We start from the raw sequence: 19,789 nt of genomic DNA on the forward strand, positions 1-19,789 counted from the left end.
GTAGGCCCGCGCAAGCGTAGCGCCGCCGGGCAATAACCGCGGGTAACGAGCCATTTTCGCGCCGGATGGCGGCTGCGCCTTATCCGGCCTACGGTCCGTGCTATTGTGAGCTTAAGATCTCTATCTTGTCCCCATGGCTACTGAAACTGCCGGTGTTGGTGGCCTCAAAATCGCTGAGACGTTCCCGGAAGGCCGGGGCAGCCCGCATGGATGCGGGCTGAGGGCCGTGTTTTGCACGGATAATGAGATGGACGCTCCAGATTTTACGGTATCAAAGTACCAGACTGGATCGTTGCAATACGTCCTAAAAAATGAGGAGCGTCCACATGAAAGTATCAACTCTTGGTATCGACCTGGCAAAGAACGTTTTTCAGCTTCATGGCGTCGATCACGAAGGTCATACTATTTTGCGTAAAAAGCTCACCCGGGCTAAGTTTGTTCAATTTGTTATTCAACTGGAGCCTTGTCTGATTGGCATGGAAGCCTGCTCATCCAGTCATCATTTCGCGCGACTATTCACCCGCTATGGTCATGAGGTAAAACTCATCCCTCCGCAGTATGTAAAGCCTTATGTGAAAACGAACAAGACGGATGCAGCAGACGCTGAAGCTATCTGCGAAGCGGTCACCCGCCCGAATATGCGTATTGTACAGATAAAAACCGAAGAGCAGCAGGCCGTTTTAGCGTTACACACTGAACGGGGAATACTTATCCGTGAGCGGATCGCCTGTTCCAATAGTTTAAGAGCCACACTTGCTGAGTTTGGTATTACGATTGCGGCCGGACAAAGCCATTTAACCCATGAGCTGCCAGCCATTCTGGAGGACGACGAAAATGGTTTATCTCCCTTCGTCAGAACCAGCATCTACAGACAGTCTAAACATATCCGGGAACTTGAGGAGCAAGTTAAACAGGTAGAACAAGCTCTGGCCTCCTGGTACAGAACGCAGGAAGCCTGCCAGAGAATGGCCAAAATCCCGGGGGTTGGTATGTTAACGGCCACTTATGTGATAGCGGCAGTGGGTAATGCCCGACAATTCAGTACTGCAAAGCAGTTCGCTTCATGGCTGGGGCTGACACCAAAGGAACATTCCAGCGGCGGGAAACAGCAACTGGGAGGGATCAGCAAACGTGGAGATGGATATTTCCGATACCTGCTGGTTCACGGCGCACGCGCACTTACCGCCTGGGTCAACCGGAACGGCGCGGTTGAGAAGAATGCCTGGCTTCAGGGACTACTTGAGCGGAAGCACTGCAATGTAGCTGTTGTCGCCATGGCGGCAAAAACAGCCAGGATCATGTGGTCAATGTTGACACACAATACTGAATATCAGCCTCGCCAGCTCGCCTGACACAAGGTCAGTCAATCTGACGAGGTGCTGAAAAAGAGTTAACGTCCTGGTAGGTGCAGGTGACTTCAGAAGATGGCAAAACAGGTAAGACCGCAGGCAGGATACACCGAGAGGTAGCAAGGGCAAGTCAGCTCGCACAGGATGATTGGTACCTGCCTGGCGGATTTCATCATGGTTCGGGATAAAGAAATCCCATCAGAAACCGGATATATGGCTGCACCTACCCGTTTTATTACTGAACTGAAGAAAGCATTGCATTCCGGGAGCGTCCATATACGCTGCCTCGGCCCGTCCCGAAGCCTGACGGGATAAGTCGAAGGTACCACGAAGTGACGATTTTGGCGGCCAGAGCCCGGGGGTACAGGGGGCGGCGGCGATTGGCCGCCCCCTGTGCGCTCCCTGCGCCAGGAGAGACATAACGCGGAAGACATTTCGGGAGCGCAATGTGCTCTGTATTAATACAAAACATTTCCCCGCAACTACTGATAATTAACGATAACCTGATTGGCAATCGCCCGCAGCGGCGGGTTTAACGGCCCGCGGGTCTGTACGGAATAGACAAAACGCAGCGGCCCTTCTGCCGCCTCGCCTGCCAACGCGTGGCTGGTGCCGCTGGCGCTGGTCAGCGGAATACAGCGATTCAGGCTACACAAATGCACCTGCAGACCCGCCGGCTCCGCTGACAGCAGACGATAGCGCCAGCTAACGGTCTCGATGCGCGCATTGCCACCAGGCAGCGTATTGGGCGGCAGCAGCGCGGCGGAAGAATCACTCATCCCGCCCTGTTCAAGAGTGACGCCGGGCCCTTCGGCAATCCATGAGCCCGACACCGCGCCGGCGGCAACCGGCAATAAAAGGCACAATAAAGGAAGAAAGCGCGTCATCAGGCCGCTCCAATGGTTGAGGTCATGCGAATCTGGCGATCGTCGTTGATCTCCAGGTTGGAAAGCACCGCCATCTGCGGCAGGCTACGACGCAGGAAGCGCGCCAGTAGCGGGCGCAGCGCGTGGTTAACCAACAGCACCGGCGGCGCGCTAAGCATCTCCTGGCGCTGCAGCGCCTGCCGCGCCTGCTCCAGCAGGCGGTCGGCAAGGCCCGGTTCGAGACCGCCGCCGCCCTGCAGCGCCTGTAGCAGCAGTCGTTCCAGTTGGGTATCCAGGCCGATAACCTGAATTTCGCCATTGCCGGGGAACCACTGCTGGGCAATCGCCCGCCCCAGCGCCACGCGCACGACGGTGGTCAGCTCGTAGGGATCGCTTTGCGTCGGCGCATGCTCCGCCAGCGTCTCGATAATGGTACGCATATCGCGGATCGATACCCGCTCGGCCAGCAGATTCTGCAACACCTTATGCAACGTGGTCAGCGACACCACGCCCGGTACGAAATCTTCGGTCAGCTTCGGCATCTCCTGCGACACGCGATCGAGCAGTTGCTGCGTCTCCTGGCGGCCAAACAGTTCGCTGGCGAACTGACCGATGAGATGGTTGAGATGGGTCGCCACCACCGTACTGGCCTCCACTACCGTATAGCCCTGGATTTGCGCCTGCTCGCGCAATGCGCTATCGATCCACACCGCCTCCAGACCGAAGGCCGGATCGATGGTTTTATCTCCCGCCAGCTCGCCGATAGCGTTGCCGGGGTTAATCGCCAGCCAGCGCCCCGGCTGCGCTTCGCCGCTGCCGATTTCCACTCCTTTCATCAGAATGCGGTAGCGGGCGGGCGCCAGTTCAAGGTTATCGCGAATATGCACCACCGGCGGCAGATAGCCCATCTCCTGGGCGAATTTCTTGCGGATCCCGCGGATACGCCCAAGCAGCTCGCCATTTTGCTGAAAATCGACCATCGGGATCAGCCGGTAGCCCACTTCCATGCCCAGCGGATCTTCCAACTGGACATCAGCCCAGCTGGCTTCCGCGGCCTGGGTATTCTCCTGCACGATGGGTTCGTCGGCGGCTTTCGGCGTCTGTTTTTCGCGCCCGCGCAGCCACCAGGCCAGCCCGAGCAGCGCGGCGGTAAACAGCAGGAAGACCAGGTTCGGCATCCCCGGCACCAGCCCCAGCAGCCCAAGTACCGCGGCACACAGCAGCATGACCTTTGGGTTATTGAATAACTGGTCGACCATCTGTTCGCCGACATCCTGATCGGTCGCCACCCGGGTCACGATGACCCCGGCGGCGGTAGAGATCACCAGCGCCGGGATTTGCGCCACCAGCCCGTCGCCGATGGTCAGCAAGGTGTAGCTTTCCGCCGCCGCGCCCAGCTCCATACCGTGCTGCACCACGCCGACCAGCAGTCCGCCGACCACGTTAATCACCATAATCATTAGCCCGGCGATGGCATCACCGCGGACAAATTTACTGGCGCCGTCCATCGAGCCGTAGAAATCGGCTTCCTGCGTGACTTCCGCGCGGCGTTTTTTCGCCTCTTCTTCACCGATAAGCCCGGCGTTCATGTCGGCATCGATCGCCATCTGTTTACCCGGCATGCCGTCGAGCACGAAACGCGCCCCCACCTCGGCGATACGCCCGGCACCTTTGGTGATAACCATGAAGTTGATCAACACGAGGATAATAAACACCACGATACCGATGGCGAAATTACCGCCGACCAGGAAGTGGCCGAAGGCCTCCACGACCCGTCCCGCGGCGGCGGCCCCGGTGTGCCCTTCCATCAAAATGATGCGCGTCGAGGCGACGTTGAGCGACAGGCGCAGCAGCGTCGAGAACAGCAGAATGGTTGGAAACGCGGCGAAGTCCAGCGTGCGCTGGGTAAACATCGCCACCAGCAGCACCATGATCGACAATGCGATATTGAAGGTGAAAAGCAGGTCGAGAATAAACGCCGGCAGCGGCAGCACCATCATCGACAAAATCAGCAGGATCAAGATTGGGCCGGCCAGCACCTGCCATTGTGTATCTTTAATATTCCCCGGCAAACGCAGCAGGGAGGCCAAATTAGCCATCAGAGTCACTCTCTTTTGCAAAATCCAGTGCTTCCGGCACCGGTAAACGTTGAGGTTTTTTCGGGATCAAGCCGCCCTCGCGCCGCCAGCGGCGCAGTTGATAAACCCAGGCCAGCACTTCGGCGACCGCGGCATAGAGGGTGGCGGGAATATGCTGGCCGATCTCGCTATGGCGATAGAGCGCGCGGGCCAGCGGCGGCGCTTCGAGCATCGGGATACGGTGTTGCGCCCCCAGTTCGCGAATGCGCAGCGCAATCTCCCCCGCCCCTTTAGCCAGCACCTTCGGCGCGCTCATTTTTTTATCGTTGTACTGCAACGCCACGGCATAGTGGGTCGGGTTAGTGACGATCACGTCCGCTTTCGGCACATCGGCCATCATCCGCCGCTGGGCAATCGCCCGCTGCTGTTGGCGGATCCGCCCTTTAACGTGCGGGTCGCCTTCCTGGTCTTTGAATTCGTCGCGGATATCCTGTTTGGTCATCTTCAGCTTTTTGAAGTGGCTCCACAGCTGATAAAAAACGTCAAACGCCACCATCGGCGTCAACCCGAGCACCACCAGAAAACCGCAGTAGAGGATCATCTGCAGCGCATTGGCCAACGCGTCGAGCGGCTGTTGGGTCATCAGATGCAGCATCGCCGCCCAGTTGTGCCACAGGTACAGCCCGGTTACCCAGCCGACCAGCGTGGCTTTGAGGATCCCTTTTAACAACTCCGCCAGCACCTGAGTGGAGAACATACGTTTTAGGCCGGAAAGCGGATTCAGCCGTTTAAGATCGAATTTGAGCGACTTGGTGCTGAATAAAATGCCACCAAGCAGCATTGGCGCGGCCAGCGCCACCAGCACCAGCCCGGCCATTACCGGCAGCAATGCCAGTACCGCCTGACGCAGCAGCATTCCTAGCTGGCGCAGCATTTGTTTGTCATTGCTGACCATTCCGTGGTCAAAGTGCAGGCCCTGCGTCAGCATCTCCGCCAGTTGGCGAGTGATATTGCTGCCGGACATCAGGATAATGGCGAGCCCGGCCACCAGCATCAGCACCGATGTCAGCTCGCGCGAGCGCGGGATCTGGCCCTCTTCACGCGCCTTCTCCAACCGGTGGGCGGTGGGGGCCTCGCTTTTTTCCAGATCGCTGTCTTCCGCCAAGCCTGCAGTTCCTGTGTCGGGAGGGTAAAGAATGGCGGTCAGCATGCCAAAAAATTGGCGAAGTCATTGGCGGAACAACGGCGAAAAAGAGGGGTTATTTCACGGATGAGGGAAAGGCGGCAGGGGCGCAGCAACTGCGCCCCGTCATATTCAGAAACCGAGACTATCGAGCAGATCGTCAACCTGCGCCTGGTTGGCAATAACGCCGACGCCGTTCTGATCAAGCTGCGGGCCGTTGAGCAGGCTATCGTTGGCCCGTTTCTCTTTCACCGGCGGTTCCGGCATGTTTTCCATCAGCACCATCAGCAGCTGTTTTTCAATTTCCTGCACCACGTCCATCATGCGCTTGATAACCTGACCGGTCAGGTCCTGGAAATCCTGAGCCATCATGATTTCCATCAGTTGGGCGTTGGTAAAGGATGTATGGCCCGGCACCTGATCCAGATACTCACGGGTATCGGTCACCAGCGCGCGCGCGTCGTCCAGTTCGATCGGATTGGCGAACCACTCATCCCAGCGCGATTTTAGCGCGCTGGCGCCGGACTCCAGTTCGGCCTGGCGCGGCTGCGCCGCCTCCACGCAGCTCAACGCCCGTTCCGCCGCCTGCGCCGTCATGGTGACAACGTAATCAAGGCGGTCGCGGGCATCCGGGATCGCCTCGGCCGCCTGGGCAATCGCCTGATCGAGCCCCAGCTCGCGCATGCTGTCGCGCAGCATGCGGGTGAGCTGGCCGATACGGGAGATTATCTCTCCCGCGGTCGCTGCATCGCTGGCAGGCATTGGAATCTCTCTCATCGCCCTCTCCTTACATGCCCAATTTTTCGAAAATCTTGTTGAGCTTTTCTTCCAGCGTCGCCGCCGTAAAAGGTTTCACCACATAACCGCTGGCGCCTGCCTGCGCGGCGGCAATAATATTTTCTTTTTTCGCTTCCGCCGTCACCATTAGTACCGGCATCGCCGCCAACGCGGCATCGGCACGAATGGTCTGCAGCAGCTCCAGACCGTCGACGTTGGGCATGTTCCAGTCGGAGACCACGAAATCAAAGCTGCTGGCCCGCAGCTTATTTAGCGCGTCCGCGCCATCTTCCGCCTCTTCGACGTTGTTGAAGCCGAGCTCTTTAAGCAAATTTCTGATGATACGACGCATGGTGGAAAAGTCGTCGACGACCAGAAAACGGAGATTCTTATCTGCCATTACTACCCCTGAACAGTGTCATTTTTAACTCACTTCACACCACGCCGCCGGGACTCCTGGCGGCGTGAATTTAAATTCGCAGCGCCTGGCCGCCGGCTATCTGCGCCAGCATGCGTTGGCTCATGCGCTCCAGTTCAACCACTTCGCTGACCCCGCCGCTGGCGATGGCCTCGCGCGGCATGCCGAACACCACGCAGCTCGCTTCGCTCTGCGCCAGGGTATAGGCCCCGGCGCGATGCATCTCCAGCATCCCCTGCGCGCCGTCGTTGCCCATGCCGGTGAGGATCACCCCCACCGCATTGCGCCCGGCGTGGCGGGCCACCGAGCGAAACAGCACATCCACCGAGGGACGATGGCGATTCACCGCCGGGCCGTCGTGCAGCTTGACCTGATAGTTAGCGCCGCTACGCGCCAGCTCCAGATGGCGATCCCCAGGCGCGATATAGGCGTGTCCCGGCAGCACGCGTTCGCCCTCTTCCGCCTCTTTCACCGTGATTTGGCACAGCTTATTCAGCCGTTCGGCGAACGAGCGGGTAAATCCCGGCGGCATATGCTGGGTGATCAGCAGCGCCGGGCTGGTGGCCGGCAACGGTTGAAGCACCTGACGAATCGCTTCGGTGCCGCCGGTGGAAGCGCCAATGGCGATCAGCTTCTCGCTGCTCAGCAGCGGTCCGTGGCTTAAAATCGCCGGCGGCTGGCCATTGGCGCGCTGCGGCAGCCGCGCTCGCGCGGCGGTGCGGATCTTTTCGCCGATCAGTTCGCTGTAGGCCAGCATGCCTTCGCGGATCCCGAGCTGCGGTTTGGTGACGAAATCCACCGCCCCCAGTTCCAGCGCGCGCAGGGTAATTTCCGAACCTTTACCGGTCAGCGACGAAACCATCACCACCGGCATCGGCCGCAGGCGCATCAGCTTTTCGAGGAAATCGAGGCCGTCCATGCGCGGCATTTCGACGTCCAGCGTCAGCACCTGTGGGTTAAATTTTTTGATCAGATCCCGTGCGACCAGCGGGTCCGGGGCCACCGCCACCATCTCCATATCGGCGTGGCCGTTGACGATCTCGGTCATCAGCTGGCGCATCAGGGCCGAATCATCAACACATAACACTCTGATTTTACTCATCACTTCTCCTTGGTCAGCCCATACACGGTCTGTCCACGCAGGTAGAAATCCCGGCTGATCTGGCTGAAATTCTCGGAGTGACCGGCAAACAGCAGCCCCTCCGGTTTAAGCAAGGGGACAAAGCGGCGCAGGATGCGCTCCTGCGTCGGCTTATCGAAATAGATCATCACGTTGCGGCAAAAAATCGCGTCGAACGGCCCCGGCAGCGCCCACTCTGGCGCCAGCAGATTCAGCGGCTGGAAGTTGACCCGCGCCGCCAGCTCCTGACGCACGCGCACCAGCCCCTGATGCGGCCCGGTGCCACGCAGAAAATAGCGCTGCATCTGCCCGGCCGTCAGGGTACGCAGATCTTCATGGCGATAAATCCCCGCTTCGGCTTTCTCCAGCACCTGGGTATCAATGTCGCTGGCCCAGACCTGGCAACTGCTGGCGCGCTCCCCCAGCGCATCGCCGAGCGTGATGGCGATGGAATAAGGTTCTTCGCCGGTCGAAGCGGCGGTACTCCACACGCTATAGCCGCCCGGACGCGAGCGCGCATGCTCCGCCAGAATCGGAAAGTGGTGCGCCTCGCGAAAAAAGGCCGTCAGGTTGGTGGTCAGCGCATTGATAAACGCCTGCCACTCGGCGCTGTGCGGGTCGCTTTCCAGCAGCGCCAGGTAGTCGCCGAAATCATGTATGCCCAGCAGCCGTAAGCGGCGCACCAGCCGGTTGTACACCATCTCGCGCTTATGCGCCGCCAGCACGATCCCGGCACGCTGATAGATAAGCTGGCTGATGCGGCGAAAATGCGCGTCGGAGAGCGGCAGACGCTGGGCCATCTGCGCCAGCGCCGAGCCGCTTTCGCGCGGCGCGATTGATGTTGTCTGCTTCATGCCGGCTCACCGGCAAAAAACGAGCGGTTTATGCGGTTTGACAATCCAGGGTCTCCTTTACCGTGGATGAGGTTTCCGGCGCGACGAAGTTGTCATCCGCCAGACGGAATACCGCCACTGCATCGGCGAGGGTAATCGCCTGCTCTTCCAGCGCAGCGGCGGCGGAAGCGGATTCCACCACCAGGGCGGCGTTCTGTTGCGTGACCTGATCCATCTGGGTTACCGCCTGCGTCACCTGCTCAATGCCGCGGCTTTGCTCATCGGAGGCGGAGGCGATTTCGCCCATGATGTCGGTGACCCGGGTTACCGAGCGCACGATGTCCTGCATAGTGGCGCCGGAATTTTCCACCAGCACCGAGCCGTGTTTGACGCGGCTGACGGATTCGTCGATCAGCAGCTTAATTTCTTTTGCCGCCTGGGCGCTGCGGCTGGCCAGGTTGCGCACTTCTCCGGCCACCACCGCAAAGCCGCGCCCCTGCTCACCGGCGCGCGCCGCCTCCACCGCCGCGTTGAGCGCCAGAATATTGGTCTGGAAGGCGATGCCGTCGATGACGCTGGTAATCGCGCCGATTTTTTGCGAACTGTTGGCGATGTCGTGCATCGTGGTGACCACATCATCCGCCAGCTCGCCGCCTTTGGCGGCGGTTGAAGAAGCATCACGCGCCAGCTGCGATGCCTGGCGGGCGTTATCGGCATTCTGTTTTACCGTCGCCGTTAGCTGCTCCATACTGGCGGCGGTCTCTTCCAGCGAAGCCGCCTGCTGTTCGGTGCGCGAGGAGAGATCGTTGTTGCCTTCTGAAATCTCCTGCAGGCCGATAAGAATCGACTCCGCACCGTCGCGCACCGCGCCGACGGTACCAATCAGCGACTGTTGCATGCGCTGCAGGCTGGCAAATAGCTGGCTGATTTCGTTGCGCCCATAGACCGCAATCGGTGCGGAAAGATCGCCGCTGGCGATACGTTCAAAGTGGCCGCGAATAATATTCAGCGGCTGCACCAGCATGGTTCGCAGCCACCACATCGCGCTGAGGGTGACCACCAAGAGCATCAGCACCGCCCCGGCAACCAACCAGATTGACCAGCCGTAGGCCCGCTGGCTGGAGGCGCTGGCTTCATCGGTCGTCGCCTTCGCCAGCTGCAGATATTGCACAAAGTCGGCCTCGAAGCGGTCCTGTATTTTCTGCGTCGGCTGGTCCATAAAGGCCTGCAGGTTGCGATTTTCGAGGAACACGATCAGCTCGCGCAGCGCGCCGCGCAGATTCTCGTAGCTGTCGCGCGTGGCATCGGCCAACTGCTGCTCCTGCTCATCCGCGCGAGGCGTGTCGAGGAACTGGTTAAAGTAGAGATCGGCTTTTTGCAGCGAGCTGCGGGCGCCGCCCATCAGCGCATCCACCTGCTCCTGCGGCACCTTCAGCGCCGCGCGGGTACCGGCGCGGTTAAGGGTATTTCGCGCCTGCAGCAGCGATACCCAGCTCAGGCTAAGCGCATCGCGCTGCTGGCTACTGACGGTAATACGTTCAAGATTGTGGTTGTCGGCGCGCAGCGCGACGTAAGAGAGCCCGGTGCTGATCAGTTGCATGATGCAAAAGGAGATCAGCAGCAGGAAAAGACTGGTAGAGATACGGATTCGGTTAAACATAGCAATCTCCTTGGTAGCCGGTCTCGGCCGGCTTACAACGCAAGAGAGGCCGCCGCGTGTAGGGATGCGGCGGCCGGTACCCGTTAGAACGTCTCCCAGTTATCCTGGTAGTCGCTGGCGCTGGTTTTTTTATGCGTAGCGATGGCGGCAGGCGCGGTTTTATTGCTGACCGGCGCTTTATACTCTTCCTGCCCTTCCGACTTCAGACGGAAGACGGCAACCGACTGCGTCAGCAGGCTGGCCTGCTCTTCCAGCGCGGCGGCGGCGGAGGCCGACTCTTCCACCAGCGAGGCGTTCTGCTGGGTGACGCGATCCATTTCCGCTACCGCCTGGCCGACCTGGTCGATGCCGCGGCTCTGCTCATCGGAAGCAGAGGCGATTTCGCCCATGATGTCGGTCACGCGGGTGACCGCATTGACGATATCGCCCATGGTGTCGCCGGCGCTTTCCACCAGCACCGAGCCCATATCCACGCGGTTGACCGAGTCCTCGATCAGCGCTTTGATCTCTTTGGCCGCCTGGGCGCTGCGCTGCGCCAGGTTGCGGACTTCGCCCGCCACGACCGCGAAGCCGCGGCCCTGTTCACCAGCGCGCGCCGCTTCTACCGCGGCGTTAAGCGCCAGGATGTTGGTCTGGAAGGCGATGCCGTCGATAACGCCGGTGATATCGGCAATTTTCTGCGAGCTGCTGGCGATGTCGTGCATGGTTTCCACCACGTTGGCCACCACTTTGCCGCCCTTCTGCGCGGTTTCGGAGGCGCTCAGCGCCAGCTGGCTGGCCTGACGCGCGTTTTCGGCGTTCTGTTTCACCGTCGCCGTCAGCTGTTCCATACTGGCGGCGGTCTCTTCCAGCGATGCCGCCTGCTGTTCGGTGCGCGATGAGAGATCGTTATTCCCGGCGGCGATTTCCGACGCGCCGCTATAGATGGCATCCGCCCCCTGACGCACACCGCTCACCGTTTCGATAAGCTCGTTCTGCATGTGCTTGAGGCTGGCGGCCAGCACGCCGATTTCATTGCGGCTGGTCACCGGGATAGGCTGGGTCAGGTCGCCGGACGCGATCCGTTTGATGTGTTCAATCATGCGGTTCAGCGGGCGCACCAGGATATGGTGGATACCCATCCACACGCCGACGATCGCCGCCAGCACCACGATGATGACCACAATTAAGGTCCAGATCGCCGAGCTATAAGAGCTGTTGCTACCGTCAACGGCGATTTGGTACAGCTTGCCGTTTTGCTGCAGATAGGCGTTATAAGTCTGCTCGAAATCGTCCTGGTATTTTTGCGTCGGCTGGTCGAAGAAGGCGTTGATTTTACCCTCGCCCAGCAGTTGGATAAGCTCCGACAACGCGCCGTACAGGATGCCATACTGCTGCTTAAGCTTTTCCGTCGCCTGCGGATCCTGACGCGGGTCCTGCGGGATTTTTTCATAGGCGGCATAGTTGCGCTCGGCGCGGGCCAGCTCTTCTTTCGCTTTCGCCAGCAGCTCGTCGATAGTCGCGCCGCTGCCGATTTTGTTGGTATCCATCATGTAGCGGATCCCTGCGCGGTTCAGGGAGTTACGCGCCTGTAGCAGATCGACCCGGCTTTCACTTAGCAGCAACTGCTGCTGACGGATGGTTTGCAGGACGGTGAAGTTCTCTTTATCGCTTTTCAGCGACGAAAAAAACAGACCGCCCGAAATCAGCTGCAATGCGCCAAATAGCACCAGCACTAACAAGAGACTGGTGACGACCTTAATACGATTAAACATGTTTCCCCTTCCTGGAAGCCTGAACGGCCAGGCTTTACGTATGTGACTGAAAGGGTTATCGGCGCGCGGGAGGGGAACTTTATGCCAGCGGGGACTATTTTTATCGGGCGCGACCGAGCGCGCCCCGTTGCTTAGTGGCTTTTGGCGACGTTATCGACCAGCGCCATCTCTTCGCTGCTGAGCAGCTTTTCGATATCGACGAGAATCAACATGCGTTCGCCGAGCGCGCCAAGACCGGTGAGATACTCGGTCGCCAGCGTTACCGCGAATTCCGGCGCCGGGCGGATCTGTTCAGCGGTGAGCGACAGCACGTCGGAGACGCCGTCGACCACGATCCCCACCACCCGCTGGCCAAAGTTAAGCACGATAACCACCGTGTTTTCATCATAAGAGACGCCCTGCTGGGCGAATTTTACCCGCAGGTCGATAATCGGCACGATCACCCCGCGCAGATTGGTGACGCCTTTGATGAAATCCGGGGTGTTGGCGATACGCGTCACCTGGTCATAGCCGCGGATCTCCTGCACTTTCAGAATATCGATGCCGTATTCTTCATTGCCGAGGGTAAAAATTAAAAACTCCTGACCTACCGTTTCGCCAGCCAGTTTGCTGACGGTTGCTAATCCTGCCATGGTCTGCACCTGTTAATTTTATGAGATGAGTCGTTACGCGGCCGCTGCGCTCAGCAGCTTTTCCCGGTTGAGCATTTGCAGCGCCGACACGTCGACGATCAGCGCCACGCTGCCGTCACCGAGGATCGTCGCCGCGGAAATTCCCGGCACTTTGCGATAATTGCTTTCCAGGTTTTTTACCACTACCTGATGCTGGCCGATCAGCTGATCCACCAGCAGCGCATAGCGGCGGCCGGCGCTTTGCAGAATCACCACGATGCCCTGGGTGGCCTCAGTTTTCGCCCCGGCGACATCAAACACCCGATAGAGCTCCACCAGCGGCAGATACTCGCCGCGGACCTGCAGCATCCGCTCGCCGCCGGCCATCGGATGCAGGTCTTCAGCCTGCGGCTGCAGCGATTCCATCACCGCATTGAGCGGCAGAATAAAGACCTCTTCATTGACCTTGACCGACATGCCGTCGAGGATGGCGAGCGTTAGCGGCAACAAAATACGAATCGAGGTCCCTTTGCCCGCCCGGGAATGGATTTCTACGTGACCGCCCATCTCCTGAATATTCCGTTTCACGACGTCCATGCCGACGCCGCGGCCAGAGACGTCGGTCACCTGTTCCGCGGTCGAAAAGCCCGGCGCGAAAATGAGCATTCCGACCTCTTCATCACTCATGCTGTCGCTGACCGCCAGCCCCTGCGCCGCCGCTTTGGCGAGAATTTTTTCACGATTAAGCCCGGCGCCGTCATCGATCACTTCGATGCAGATATTGCCGCCCTGATGTTCAGCGGAAAGAATCAGATTGCCCACCTCGGACTTACCTGCCGCCAGACGGGTTTGCGGATCTTCAATACCGTGGTCGAGGCTATTGCGCACCAGGTGGGTCAACGGGTCGATAATGCGCTCGATCAGGCTCTTATCAAGTTCGGTAGAGCTGCCCTGTAGCGTCAGTTCCACCTGCTTATTGAGCTTGCCGGCCAGGTCGCGCACCAGCCGCGGGTAGCGGCTGAATACATATTCCATCGGCATCATGCGAATCGACATCACCGATTCCTGCAGGTCGCGGGCATTACGTTCCAGCTGGCTCATGCTGTTGAGCAGATCGCCATGGGTTACCGGATCCAGATTGCCAGAGCGCTGCGCCAGCATTGACTGGGTGATCACCAGTTCGCCGACGAGGTTAATCAACTGGTCAACTTTCTCTACCGCCACGCGAATGCTGGTCGATTCGCTGGCCTTCGCTCTCGGCGCTTTGGGCGGCTCGACGGCAGCAGGCTGCGGCTGGGCGACAGGCGGCGGCACAACTTCGGCCGACGCCAATGGCTTAGCGGCAGTCGTTGGCGGCGTGGTAAAGCTGATTTGTTCCGGCTCAAGGACGAAACAGAGCACCGCGCAGATGTCTTCTTCGCTGGCGGTGGTCAGCAGGGTCACCTCAAGGCTATTGTCAGTTTGCAGCGGATCCTGTACCTCGCCGAGATTGCCAAGCTCTTCCAGCATCAGCGGAATTTCATTGGCTTTTAGCCCGGTTAAGCTTACGCGCATACCGCCGGCGACGGCCGTCGGCGCAGGCTGAGCCACGACGGGCGGCGCGGCTGGCGCGTCCTGCTGCTGTGCTTCCAGCGCCAGCTGCCGCAGCGCCTGGCAGATATAGTCAAAGCTCTCAGCGTCAGGCTGCTGCGAGGTTTTATAGGCGTCCAGTTGCTCCTGCATAATATCTTTGGTTTCCAGAAACAGATTGATAATTTCGGTGCTCAAGCGCATCTCTTCGCGCCGGGCGCCGTCGAGCAGGTTCTCCAGCAGATGGGTGGTTTCCTGCAATACGGAAAAGCCAAACGTCGCCGCGCCGCCTTTGATCGAGTGCGCCGCGCGAAAAATCGCGTTCAGCGGTTCGATATCGGGGGCCTGCGGATCCAGCTCCAGCAGGTGTTGCTCCATGTCTGCCAGCAGCTCGTCTGCTTCATCAAAAAAAGTCTGATAAAAAGCGCTAATATCCATGCTCATGGGGTCACCTCTGGGTGTGAATCACGGTTAACCGGCGCGGGCGCGACCAGCTTTGGCAGCGCATCCGGCTGGCTAATCTCCAGCGCATTGCTTTCGCCATTTTCATGCTCAATGCTCTGCTGGGTCTCTTTGTTAAGCACCAGTACGGTAATGCGGCGGTTGATGGCATCATCAGCGCCGTGCTGTTTCAGGCTCATGGTCGCCGCCATACCGACCACCCGCAGCACCTTCCCTTCCGCCAGGCCGCCGGCAATCAGCTCGCGGCGCGAGGCGTTGGCGCGATCCGCCGACAGTTCCCAGTTACTGTAACCGCGTTCGCCGCTGGCGTAGGGGATGTCATCGGTGTGGCCGGAGAGGCTTATCTTGTTCGGCAAATCATTGAGGATTGGCGCTATCGCCCGCAGGATATCGCGCATATAGCTTTCCACCTGGGCGCTACCGGTTTTAAACATCGGGCGATTCTGGCTATCGATAATCTGAATGCGCAGGCCTTCGTCCATCATGTTGATCAGCAGATGCGGACGTAGCGCCTTCAGGCGCGGGTCTGACTCAATCAACTGATCGAGCTTGTCACGCAGTTTGTTAAGCCGTAGCTCTTCGGCGCGTTTATCCGCGGTATTAATCTGTTTGCTGACCAGCCCGACTTCACGGGTCGGGTCTTCGCCGCCGCCGGGGATCGGGCTGCTTTCCGAGCTGCTTTTATCGCCGCTGGTCAGCGCCACTTTCAGCGGCGTGCGAAAATATTCGGCAATCTGCGTCAGCTCCTGCGGGCTGGCGATCGCCAGCAGCCACATGACCAGGAAGAAAGCCATCATTGCCGTCATAAAATCGGCATAGGCAATCTTCCATGAACCGCCGTGATGGGCGGGCTGGTGCGATTTGCGTTTTCTGACCAGTACCACCGGGTGATTATGTTTCATGCTTCTTCGCTTTCCGTCGCCTGCGCGGCGGGCGCTTTCACCTGGCGCACGTGCTCTTCGAGCTCAACAAACGACGGGCGCTCGGTGGTATACAGCGTTTTGCGGCCGAATTCGACGGCGATTTGCGGCGCGTAGCCGTTGAGGCTGGAGAGCAATGTCACCTTGATGCACTGCATCATCTTGACCGTCTCGGCGCTTTTTTGCCGCAGCAGCGTCGACAGCGGCGAGATAAATCCATAGGCCAGCAGAATGCCGAGGAAAGTCCCCACCATCGCGTTGGCGATAAGCGCCCCGAGCTCTGCCGCCGGACGGTCCGCCGAGGCCAGCGCGTGCACCACCCCCATTACCGCCGCGACAATACCAAATGCCGGCAGAGAGTCGCCGACCATCGCCAGGCTGCCGGCGGGCACTTCGCTCTCCTGTTCGAAGGTTTCGATCTCTTCGTCCATCAGCGCTTCAATTTCAAAAGCATTCATGTTGCCGCTCACCATCAGGCGTAAATAATCGGTTATGAACTCCACCAGATGGTTATCGGCAAGGATGCGCGGATAATTAGCGAAAATTTCACTTTCCTGAGGATTGTCGATATCGAACTCAAGCGACAGCATTCCCTGTTGACGAGATTTAGCGAGCAGCAGGAACAGCAGCGCCATCAGATCCATATACAGCGCCTTGCTGTATTTGGAACGACGTACCATTTTGGGCAACGCCCGCAGCGTGGATTTGATGGCCTTTCCGTTGTTGCCGACGATAAACGCGCCGATGCCGGCGCCGCCGATAATCAGGAATTCCGCCGGTTGGTACAGCGCGCCCAGGTGGCCCCCCACCAGCAAATAGCCGCCAAATACCGCTCCCAGGACCACGAGATAACCCAATATCACTAGCACACGCATACCTCAAATTAACAATGTGGATGGCGGGCGAGGCAAACGCGCCCTGGCGTAAACCAGGCGGGGAATGGGGGGCGGCATGCCGCCCCTGCGTATTACACGTCGAAAATGGATTGCCGTAAGTCGTCGGAACGGCGACTTACATGACGCGTTTAGCCTGCTCGTCCAGCAGTTGAGAGGTTATATCGGCCAGTTGCGGAGAAAGTTTACGTCTTTTTACGGCGCGTGACGGCGGTTGGCATAACGTGCAGACGAAATCGTGCTGCGGATGGTGCGCGTGGGTGATGAATGAGCCGCCGCAGCTATTGCAGGCGGAGAGCTGCAGCATACCGCTATCAACAAAGCGCACCAGCGTCCAGGCGCGGGTCAACGCCAGTAGCGGCGCTTCGCCCGCTTCTTGCGGACACTGTTCGAGGTACAGGCGATAGGCTTTGATCACCGCTTCCACTCCGCTGCATTTGCCGCTCTTCAGCAGGAACAAATAGGCGTTGTAGAACATCGACGAATGAATATTCTGCTCCCAGGTCATAAACCAATCGGTCGAGAACGGCAGCATCCCTTTCGGCGGCGGGCTTCCGCGCAGCTCTTTGTAGAGTTTAATTAAGCGCCCGCGGCTGAGCTGAGTTTCACTCTCCAGCATCTGCAGACGCGCGCCGAGAGATATCAGCTCCATGGCGAGCTGAATATCCTTCGCTTCCTGAACAATACTTTTCTCAGCCATTATCAAACACTTTTCTTCGCCGCAGCGCCTTCTTTGGCGCGGAGCTCTTGCAGCAGGTGACTGGAAAGCAGGATACCGGTATGGATCTGCTGGAGGTCATCAACGCGCGACTCTTTGGTCAATTGCTCGATAGTCTGATGGTCGCTGAAGCGCAGATTACACACCAGCTGATTAGTTTCAGCCAGTTTCACCATCTGCGGTAACGTCAGCTGCGCCAGGGTATCAACCATGGTTTCGTCAATTCCCAAACGAAACATTGCGGATACTTTTTCATCGTTGATCAGCCGCTGTGCTAAAAATAAATACGACAGGTTGAAGTCATAAATATGCTTAAGTAATTCGGAGGTACCCATAATCCCTATCCCGATAAGCCATGTTAGAAAACATACACGGGGCGTGATACTTAATCGCCCGTGACCTCAGTCATTTCCCCAAGACGGCAATTAAAACGCTCACTCGCGATAGCTAAAAATTCAGCTAATCGTCAAATTCGCCCCACTGTTAATAGTTTGTTACAGGTGCAAACTGGAGTGGAGGATGTAAAGAATTTGCTTCTAGAGAGTTGAATTGCCATGAAACTATTTTTAGAAATTCTATAAGAATATTCTTAAGGCGGCGCAACTCTACTCCCGAATCATTAGCACACACAATTAAGTATGGGGAAATTTTGAATATAATGAGATATAGATCACAAAAACAAAAAATAATACCGGTAACAACACCCCATTTCGATCACTTTATAGCCAACATTCGATCATTTAACGATCACAAGTAAATGAATTATCTTAAAAAAAGTGTTATCAACCATTGCAATTAGTTTTTTCTGGCACATTTAGAACAAAAAAATAACATTATAAAAATTGAAGAATAAAAATCTGAACAAGCGTTAAATTCAACGTAAATCATTAGTTTTCACCGCAAAAAATAACCATGGTGTAATACAAGGATATTAGATCTAATACTCGGATGGCAGTGACGGAATGAGTATAAAAATTGAACAAAAACGACTTTGGTTAGCCTGTTTTTTCAGCTCAACCAATTGAGCAAGATGCGTTCAATTCACCCTATATCGCGACGCCTGACGCTATTTTTCCGCCCCTACTCGTGGCTGAACGCCTCCAGATATGGATAAATTTTTTATAACATTTACGGCCTGATGTATTACCCTAAATGGGTATTTTCCCCGGGTTATTTTTCTAACATTATTTTAACGAAACGGGCTTATTATCACGTGGTAATAATAAAAAATGAGAAGTAATTAACGGTGTCAAACCCTGGCATAAAGCCATCAGGAATATATTTTTTAGCCGCACCCTGACAGCAAGTTAATATTAATAAATAGATATATGAGGGTTTTTCATCCGACAATAAGCGCTCTATCGACCAGACTTCCCTCCCCCTTATTATTGGTAGGGAAAATGACAGTTCATTTGCCTATTTGTAGTAAAGGAAAAATAGCTAGCGCTAAGCGCGCAATATCGCGGCTGGATCACATTTTATCGTAGCCGATCGCATTTTCATCACTTCCGCGTTCCGTTGGGTTAGGGGTTATGTTTAAATTAGCTAAACCGGTTTAACAAAGTTTAGCAAGAAGGAATTTCAGTATGACAAGTAAAGTATGGGTACTCGGCGATGCGGTCGTCGACCTGCTGCCTGAGGGTGATGGCCGCTTATTACAATGTCCGGGCGGCGCACCGGCTAACGTCGCTGTCGGCGTCGCGCGGCTTGGCGGCAATAGCGGGTTCATCGGTCGGGTCGGCGATGACCCTTTTGGCCGCTTTATGCGCCAGACGCTACGACAAGAGAACGTGGATATCCGCCACCTTTCTTTAGACCCCACCCAACGCACCTCAACCGTCGTGGTCGCGTTGGATGAACACGGCGAACGCACCTTTACCTTTATGGTCCGTCCGAGCGCCGATCTTTTTCTACAACCAGACGATCTCCCCCCTTTCGCGGCCGGCCAGTGGCTGCACGTCTGCTCTATCGCCCTCAGCGCCGAGCCCAGCCGCAGCAGCGCCTTTATGGCAATGGAACAGATTAAACGCGCCGGCGGTAGCGTCAGCTTCGACCCGAATATCCGCAGCGATCTGTGGCAGGATCCCCTGTTGTTACGGCGTTGTCTCGAACAGGCGCTGGCATTGGCTGACGTAGTGAAACTATCGGAAGAGGAACTGGCCTTTATTAGCGGTGGCGATGATATCGCCAGCGGTATTGCGCGATTCCGCGAGCGCTTTCAGCCAAAACTGCTGTTGGTCACGCAAGGAAAAGCCGGGGTGCAAGCGCTGTTCCAGCAACAGCATATTCACTTCCCGGCCCGTCCGGTGGTCAGCGTTGATACCACCGGAGCCGGTGATGCCTTTGTTGCCGGGCTACTCGCCAGCCTCGCCGCTCACGGCTTCCCTGACGATGTCGCCGCGCTGGAGCCAATCGTCGCGCTGGCGCAAACCTGCGGCGCGCTGGCGACCACCGCCAAAGGCGCGATGACCGCCTTACCGTACCAGGCCGATGTGAACCGCCAGTTTTAACGATGCAGGCAGGCAAAATAATTAAAACGTTTTAGCAAAATTAGCAAAGCGGCGGTTCGGGGATTCGG

Annotated in this window: 17 protein-coding genes; 2 read left to right on the forward strand and 15 right to left on the reverse strand. The window is 57.5% G+C overall.

Features of this window, described 5'->3' with window-relative positions:
* Positions 1–326 precede the first annotated feature (326 nt).
* Positions 327–1,352 carry an IS110 family RNA-guided transposase gene (locus KGA69_RS21710; RefSeq protein WP_213292651.1) on the forward strand — a complete coding sequence of 342 codons (1,026 nt, stop codon included), beginning with the start codon at positions 327–329 and terminating at the stop codon, positions 1,350–1,352.
* A gap of 479 nt (positions 1,353–1,831) precedes the next feature.
* On the opposite strand, the gene KGA69_RS21715 is transcribed toward KGA69_RS21710, so the two are convergent.
* The 15 genes from KGA69_RS21715 to flhD form a co-directional block, all read right to left on the reverse strand.
* A complete protein-coding gene (locus KGA69_RS21715) occupies positions 1,832–2,236 on the reverse strand; it encodes a flagellar protein FlhE (RefSeq protein WP_049060193.1) in 405 nt (134 codons plus the stop codon).
* Positions 2,236–4,314 carry a flagellar biosynthesis protein FlhA gene (gene flhA, locus KGA69_RS21720; RefSeq protein ID WP_213292652.1) on the reverse strand — a complete coding sequence of 693 codons (2,079 nt, stop codon included), beginning with the start codon at positions 4,312–4,314 and terminating at the stop codon, positions 2,236–2,238. The genes KGA69_RS21715 and flhA overlap by 1 nt, the downstream gene beginning before the upstream one ends.
* Positions 4,307–5,458, reverse strand: a complete 1,152-nt coding sequence (flhB, locus tag KGA69_RS21725; RefSeq protein WP_015367336.1) for a flagellar biosynthesis protein FlhB — start codon at positions 5,456–5,458, stop codon at positions 4,307–4,309. Before flhB ends, flhA begins: the two co-directional genes overlap by 8 nt.
* A gap of 150 nt (positions 5,459–5,608) precedes the next feature.
* Positions 5,609–6,253 carry a protein phosphatase CheZ gene (cheZ, locus tag KGA69_RS21730; protein ID WP_015367337.1) on the reverse strand — a complete coding sequence of 215 codons (645 nt, stop codon included), beginning with the start codon at positions 6,251–6,253 and terminating at the stop codon, positions 5,609–5,611.
* Between the two features lie 10 nt (positions 6,254–6,263).
* Positions 6,264–6,653, reverse strand: a complete 390-nt coding sequence (gene cheY, locus KGA69_RS21735; protein ID WP_015367338.1) for a chemotaxis response regulator CheY — start codon at positions 6,651–6,653, stop codon at positions 6,264–6,266.
* Positions 6,654–6,723: 70 nt separating this feature from the next.
* Entirely contained in the window at positions 6,724–7,773 is a 1,050-nt protein-coding gene (locus KGA69_RS21740; RefSeq protein ID WP_045397782.1) for a protein-glutamate methylesterase/protein-glutamine glutaminase, read from the reverse strand.
* On the reverse strand, positions 7,773–8,645 hold the full coding sequence (gene cheR, locus KGA69_RS21745; protein WP_213292653.1) for a protein-glutamate O-methyltransferase CheR: 873 nt from the start codon (positions 8,643–8,645) through the stop codon (positions 7,773–7,775). The genes KGA69_RS21740 and cheR overlap by 1 nt, the downstream gene beginning before the upstream one ends.
* 28 nt (positions 8,646–8,673) lie before the next feature.
* A complete protein-coding gene (locus tag KGA69_RS21750) occupies positions 8,674–10,284 on the reverse strand; it encodes a methyl-accepting chemotaxis protein (RefSeq protein WP_049060369.1) in 1,611 nt (536 codons plus the stop codon).
* 83 nt (positions 10,285–10,367) lie between these two features.
* The gene (locus tag KGA69_RS21755; RefSeq protein WP_047065481.1) at positions 10,368–12,038 is read right to left on the reverse strand and encodes a methyl-accepting chemotaxis protein; all 1,671 of its coding nucleotides are present in this window, start codon (positions 12,036–12,038) and stop codon (positions 10,368–10,370) included.
* A gap of 131 nt (positions 12,039–12,169) precedes the next feature.
* On the reverse strand, positions 12,170–12,670 hold the full coding sequence (cheW, locus tag KGA69_RS21760; protein WP_015367343.1) for a chemotaxis protein CheW: 501 nt from the start codon (positions 12,668–12,670) through the stop codon (positions 12,170–12,172).
* Between the two features lie 33 nt (positions 12,671–12,703).
* Positions 12,704–14,662, reverse strand: coding sequence for a chemotaxis protein CheA (gene cheA, locus KGA69_RS21765; protein ID WP_045397768.1), 1,959 nt, complete (start codon positions 14,660–14,662; stop codon positions 12,704–12,706).
* Positions 14,659–15,582: a flagellar motor protein MotB gene (motB, locus tag KGA69_RS21770; protein WP_042892855.1), complete on the reverse strand. Its 924-nt coding sequence runs from the start codon at positions 15,580–15,582 to the stop codon at positions 14,659–14,661. Before motB ends, cheA begins: the two co-directional genes overlap by 4 nt.
* Complete coding sequence (gene motA / locus KGA69_RS21775) at positions 15,579–16,469, reverse strand: flagellar motor stator protein MotA (RefSeq protein WP_015704927.1); 891 nt, start codon at positions 16,467–16,469, stop codon at positions 15,579–15,581. The genes motB and motA overlap by 4 nt, the downstream gene beginning before the upstream one ends.
* 142 nt (positions 16,470–16,611) lie before the next feature.
* A complete protein-coding gene (gene flhC, locus KGA69_RS21780; RefSeq protein WP_045397765.1) occupies positions 16,612–17,193 on the reverse strand; it encodes a flagellar transcriptional regulator FlhC in 582 nt (193 codons plus the stop codon).
* 2 nt (positions 17,194–17,195) lie between these two features.
* Positions 17,196–17,546: a flagellar transcriptional regulator FlhD gene (gene flhD, locus KGA69_RS21785; protein WP_015367348.1), complete on the reverse strand. Its 351-nt coding sequence runs from the start codon at positions 17,544–17,546 to the stop codon at positions 17,196–17,198.
* A 1,251-nt stretch (positions 17,547–18,797) separates the two neighbouring features.
* Between flhD and KGA69_RS21790 the strand changes: the two genes are divergently transcribed.
* Entirely contained in the window at positions 18,798–19,721 is a 924-nt protein-coding gene (locus KGA69_RS21790; protein ID WP_045397763.1) for an aminoimidazole riboside kinase, read from the forward strand.
* Positions 19,722–19,789: the final 68 nt, after the last annotated feature.

This window comes from Klebsiella sp. A52, from assembly GCF_018388785.1.
Taxonomy (GTDB): domain Bacteria; phylum Pseudomonadota; class Gammaproteobacteria; order Enterobacterales; family Enterobacteriaceae; genus Klebsiella; species Klebsiella aerogenes.

What these genes read in the sequence shown, in the direction of transcription:
- KGA69_RS21710 (WP_213292651.1), top strand. Translation starts at nt 327, where the DNA reads ATGAAAGTATCAACTCTTGGTATCGACCTGGCAAAGAACGTTTTTCAG.
- KGA69_RS21715 (WP_049060193.1), bottom strand. Translation starts at nt 2,236, where the DNA reads ATGACGCGCTTTCTTCCTTTATTGTGCCTTTTATTGCCGGTTGCCGCC.
- flhA (WP_213292652.1), bottom strand. Translation starts at nt 4,314, where the DNA reads ATGGCTAATTTGGCCTCCCTGCTGCGTTTGCCGGGGAATATTAAAGAT.
- cheZ (WP_015367337.1), bottom strand. Translation starts at nt 6,253, where the DNA reads ATGAGAGAGATTCCAATGCCTGCCAGCGATGCAGCGACCGCGGGAGAG.
- cheY (WP_015367338.1), bottom strand. Translation starts at nt 6,653, where the DNA reads ATGGCAGATAAGAATCTCCGTTTTCTGGTCGTCGACGACTTTTCCACC.
- KGA69_RS21740 (WP_045397782.1), bottom strand. Translation starts at nt 7,773, where the DNA reads ATGAGTAAAATCAGAGTGTTATGTGTTGATGATTCGGCCCTGATGCGC.
- cheR (WP_213292653.1), bottom strand. Translation starts at nt 8,645, where the DNA reads ATGAAGCAGACAACATCAATCGCGCCGCGCGAAAGCGGCTCGGCGCTG.
- KGA69_RS21750 (WP_049060369.1), bottom strand. Translation starts at nt 10,284, where the DNA reads ATGTTTAACCGAATCCGTATCTCTACCAGTCTTTTCCTGCTGCTGATC.
- KGA69_RS21755 (WP_047065481.1), bottom strand. Translation starts at nt 12,038, where the DNA reads ATGTTTAATCGTATTAAGGTCGTCACCAGTCTCTTGTTAGTGCTGGTG.
- cheW (WP_015367343.1), bottom strand. Translation starts at nt 12,670, where the DNA reads ATGGCAGGATTAGCAACCGTCAGCAAACTGGCTGGCGAAACGGTAGGT.
- cheA (WP_045397768.1), bottom strand. Translation starts at nt 14,662, where the DNA reads ATGAGCATGGATATTAGCGCTTTTTATCAGACTTTTTTTGATGAAGCA.
- motB (WP_042892855.1), bottom strand. Translation starts at nt 15,582, where the DNA reads ATGAAACATAATCACCCGGTGGTACTGGTCAGAAAACGCAAATCGCAC.
- flhC (WP_045397765.1), bottom strand. Translation starts at nt 17,193, where the DNA reads ATGGCTGAGAAAAGTATTGTTCAGGAAGCGAAGGATATTCAGCTCGCC.
- flhD (WP_015367348.1), bottom strand. Translation starts at nt 17,546, where the DNA reads ATGGGTACCTCCGAATTACTTAAGCATATTTATGACTTCAACCTGTCG.
- KGA69_RS21790 (WP_045397763.1), top strand. Translation starts at nt 18,798, where the DNA reads ATGACAAGTAAAGTATGGGTACTCGGCGATGCGGTCGTCGACCTGCTG.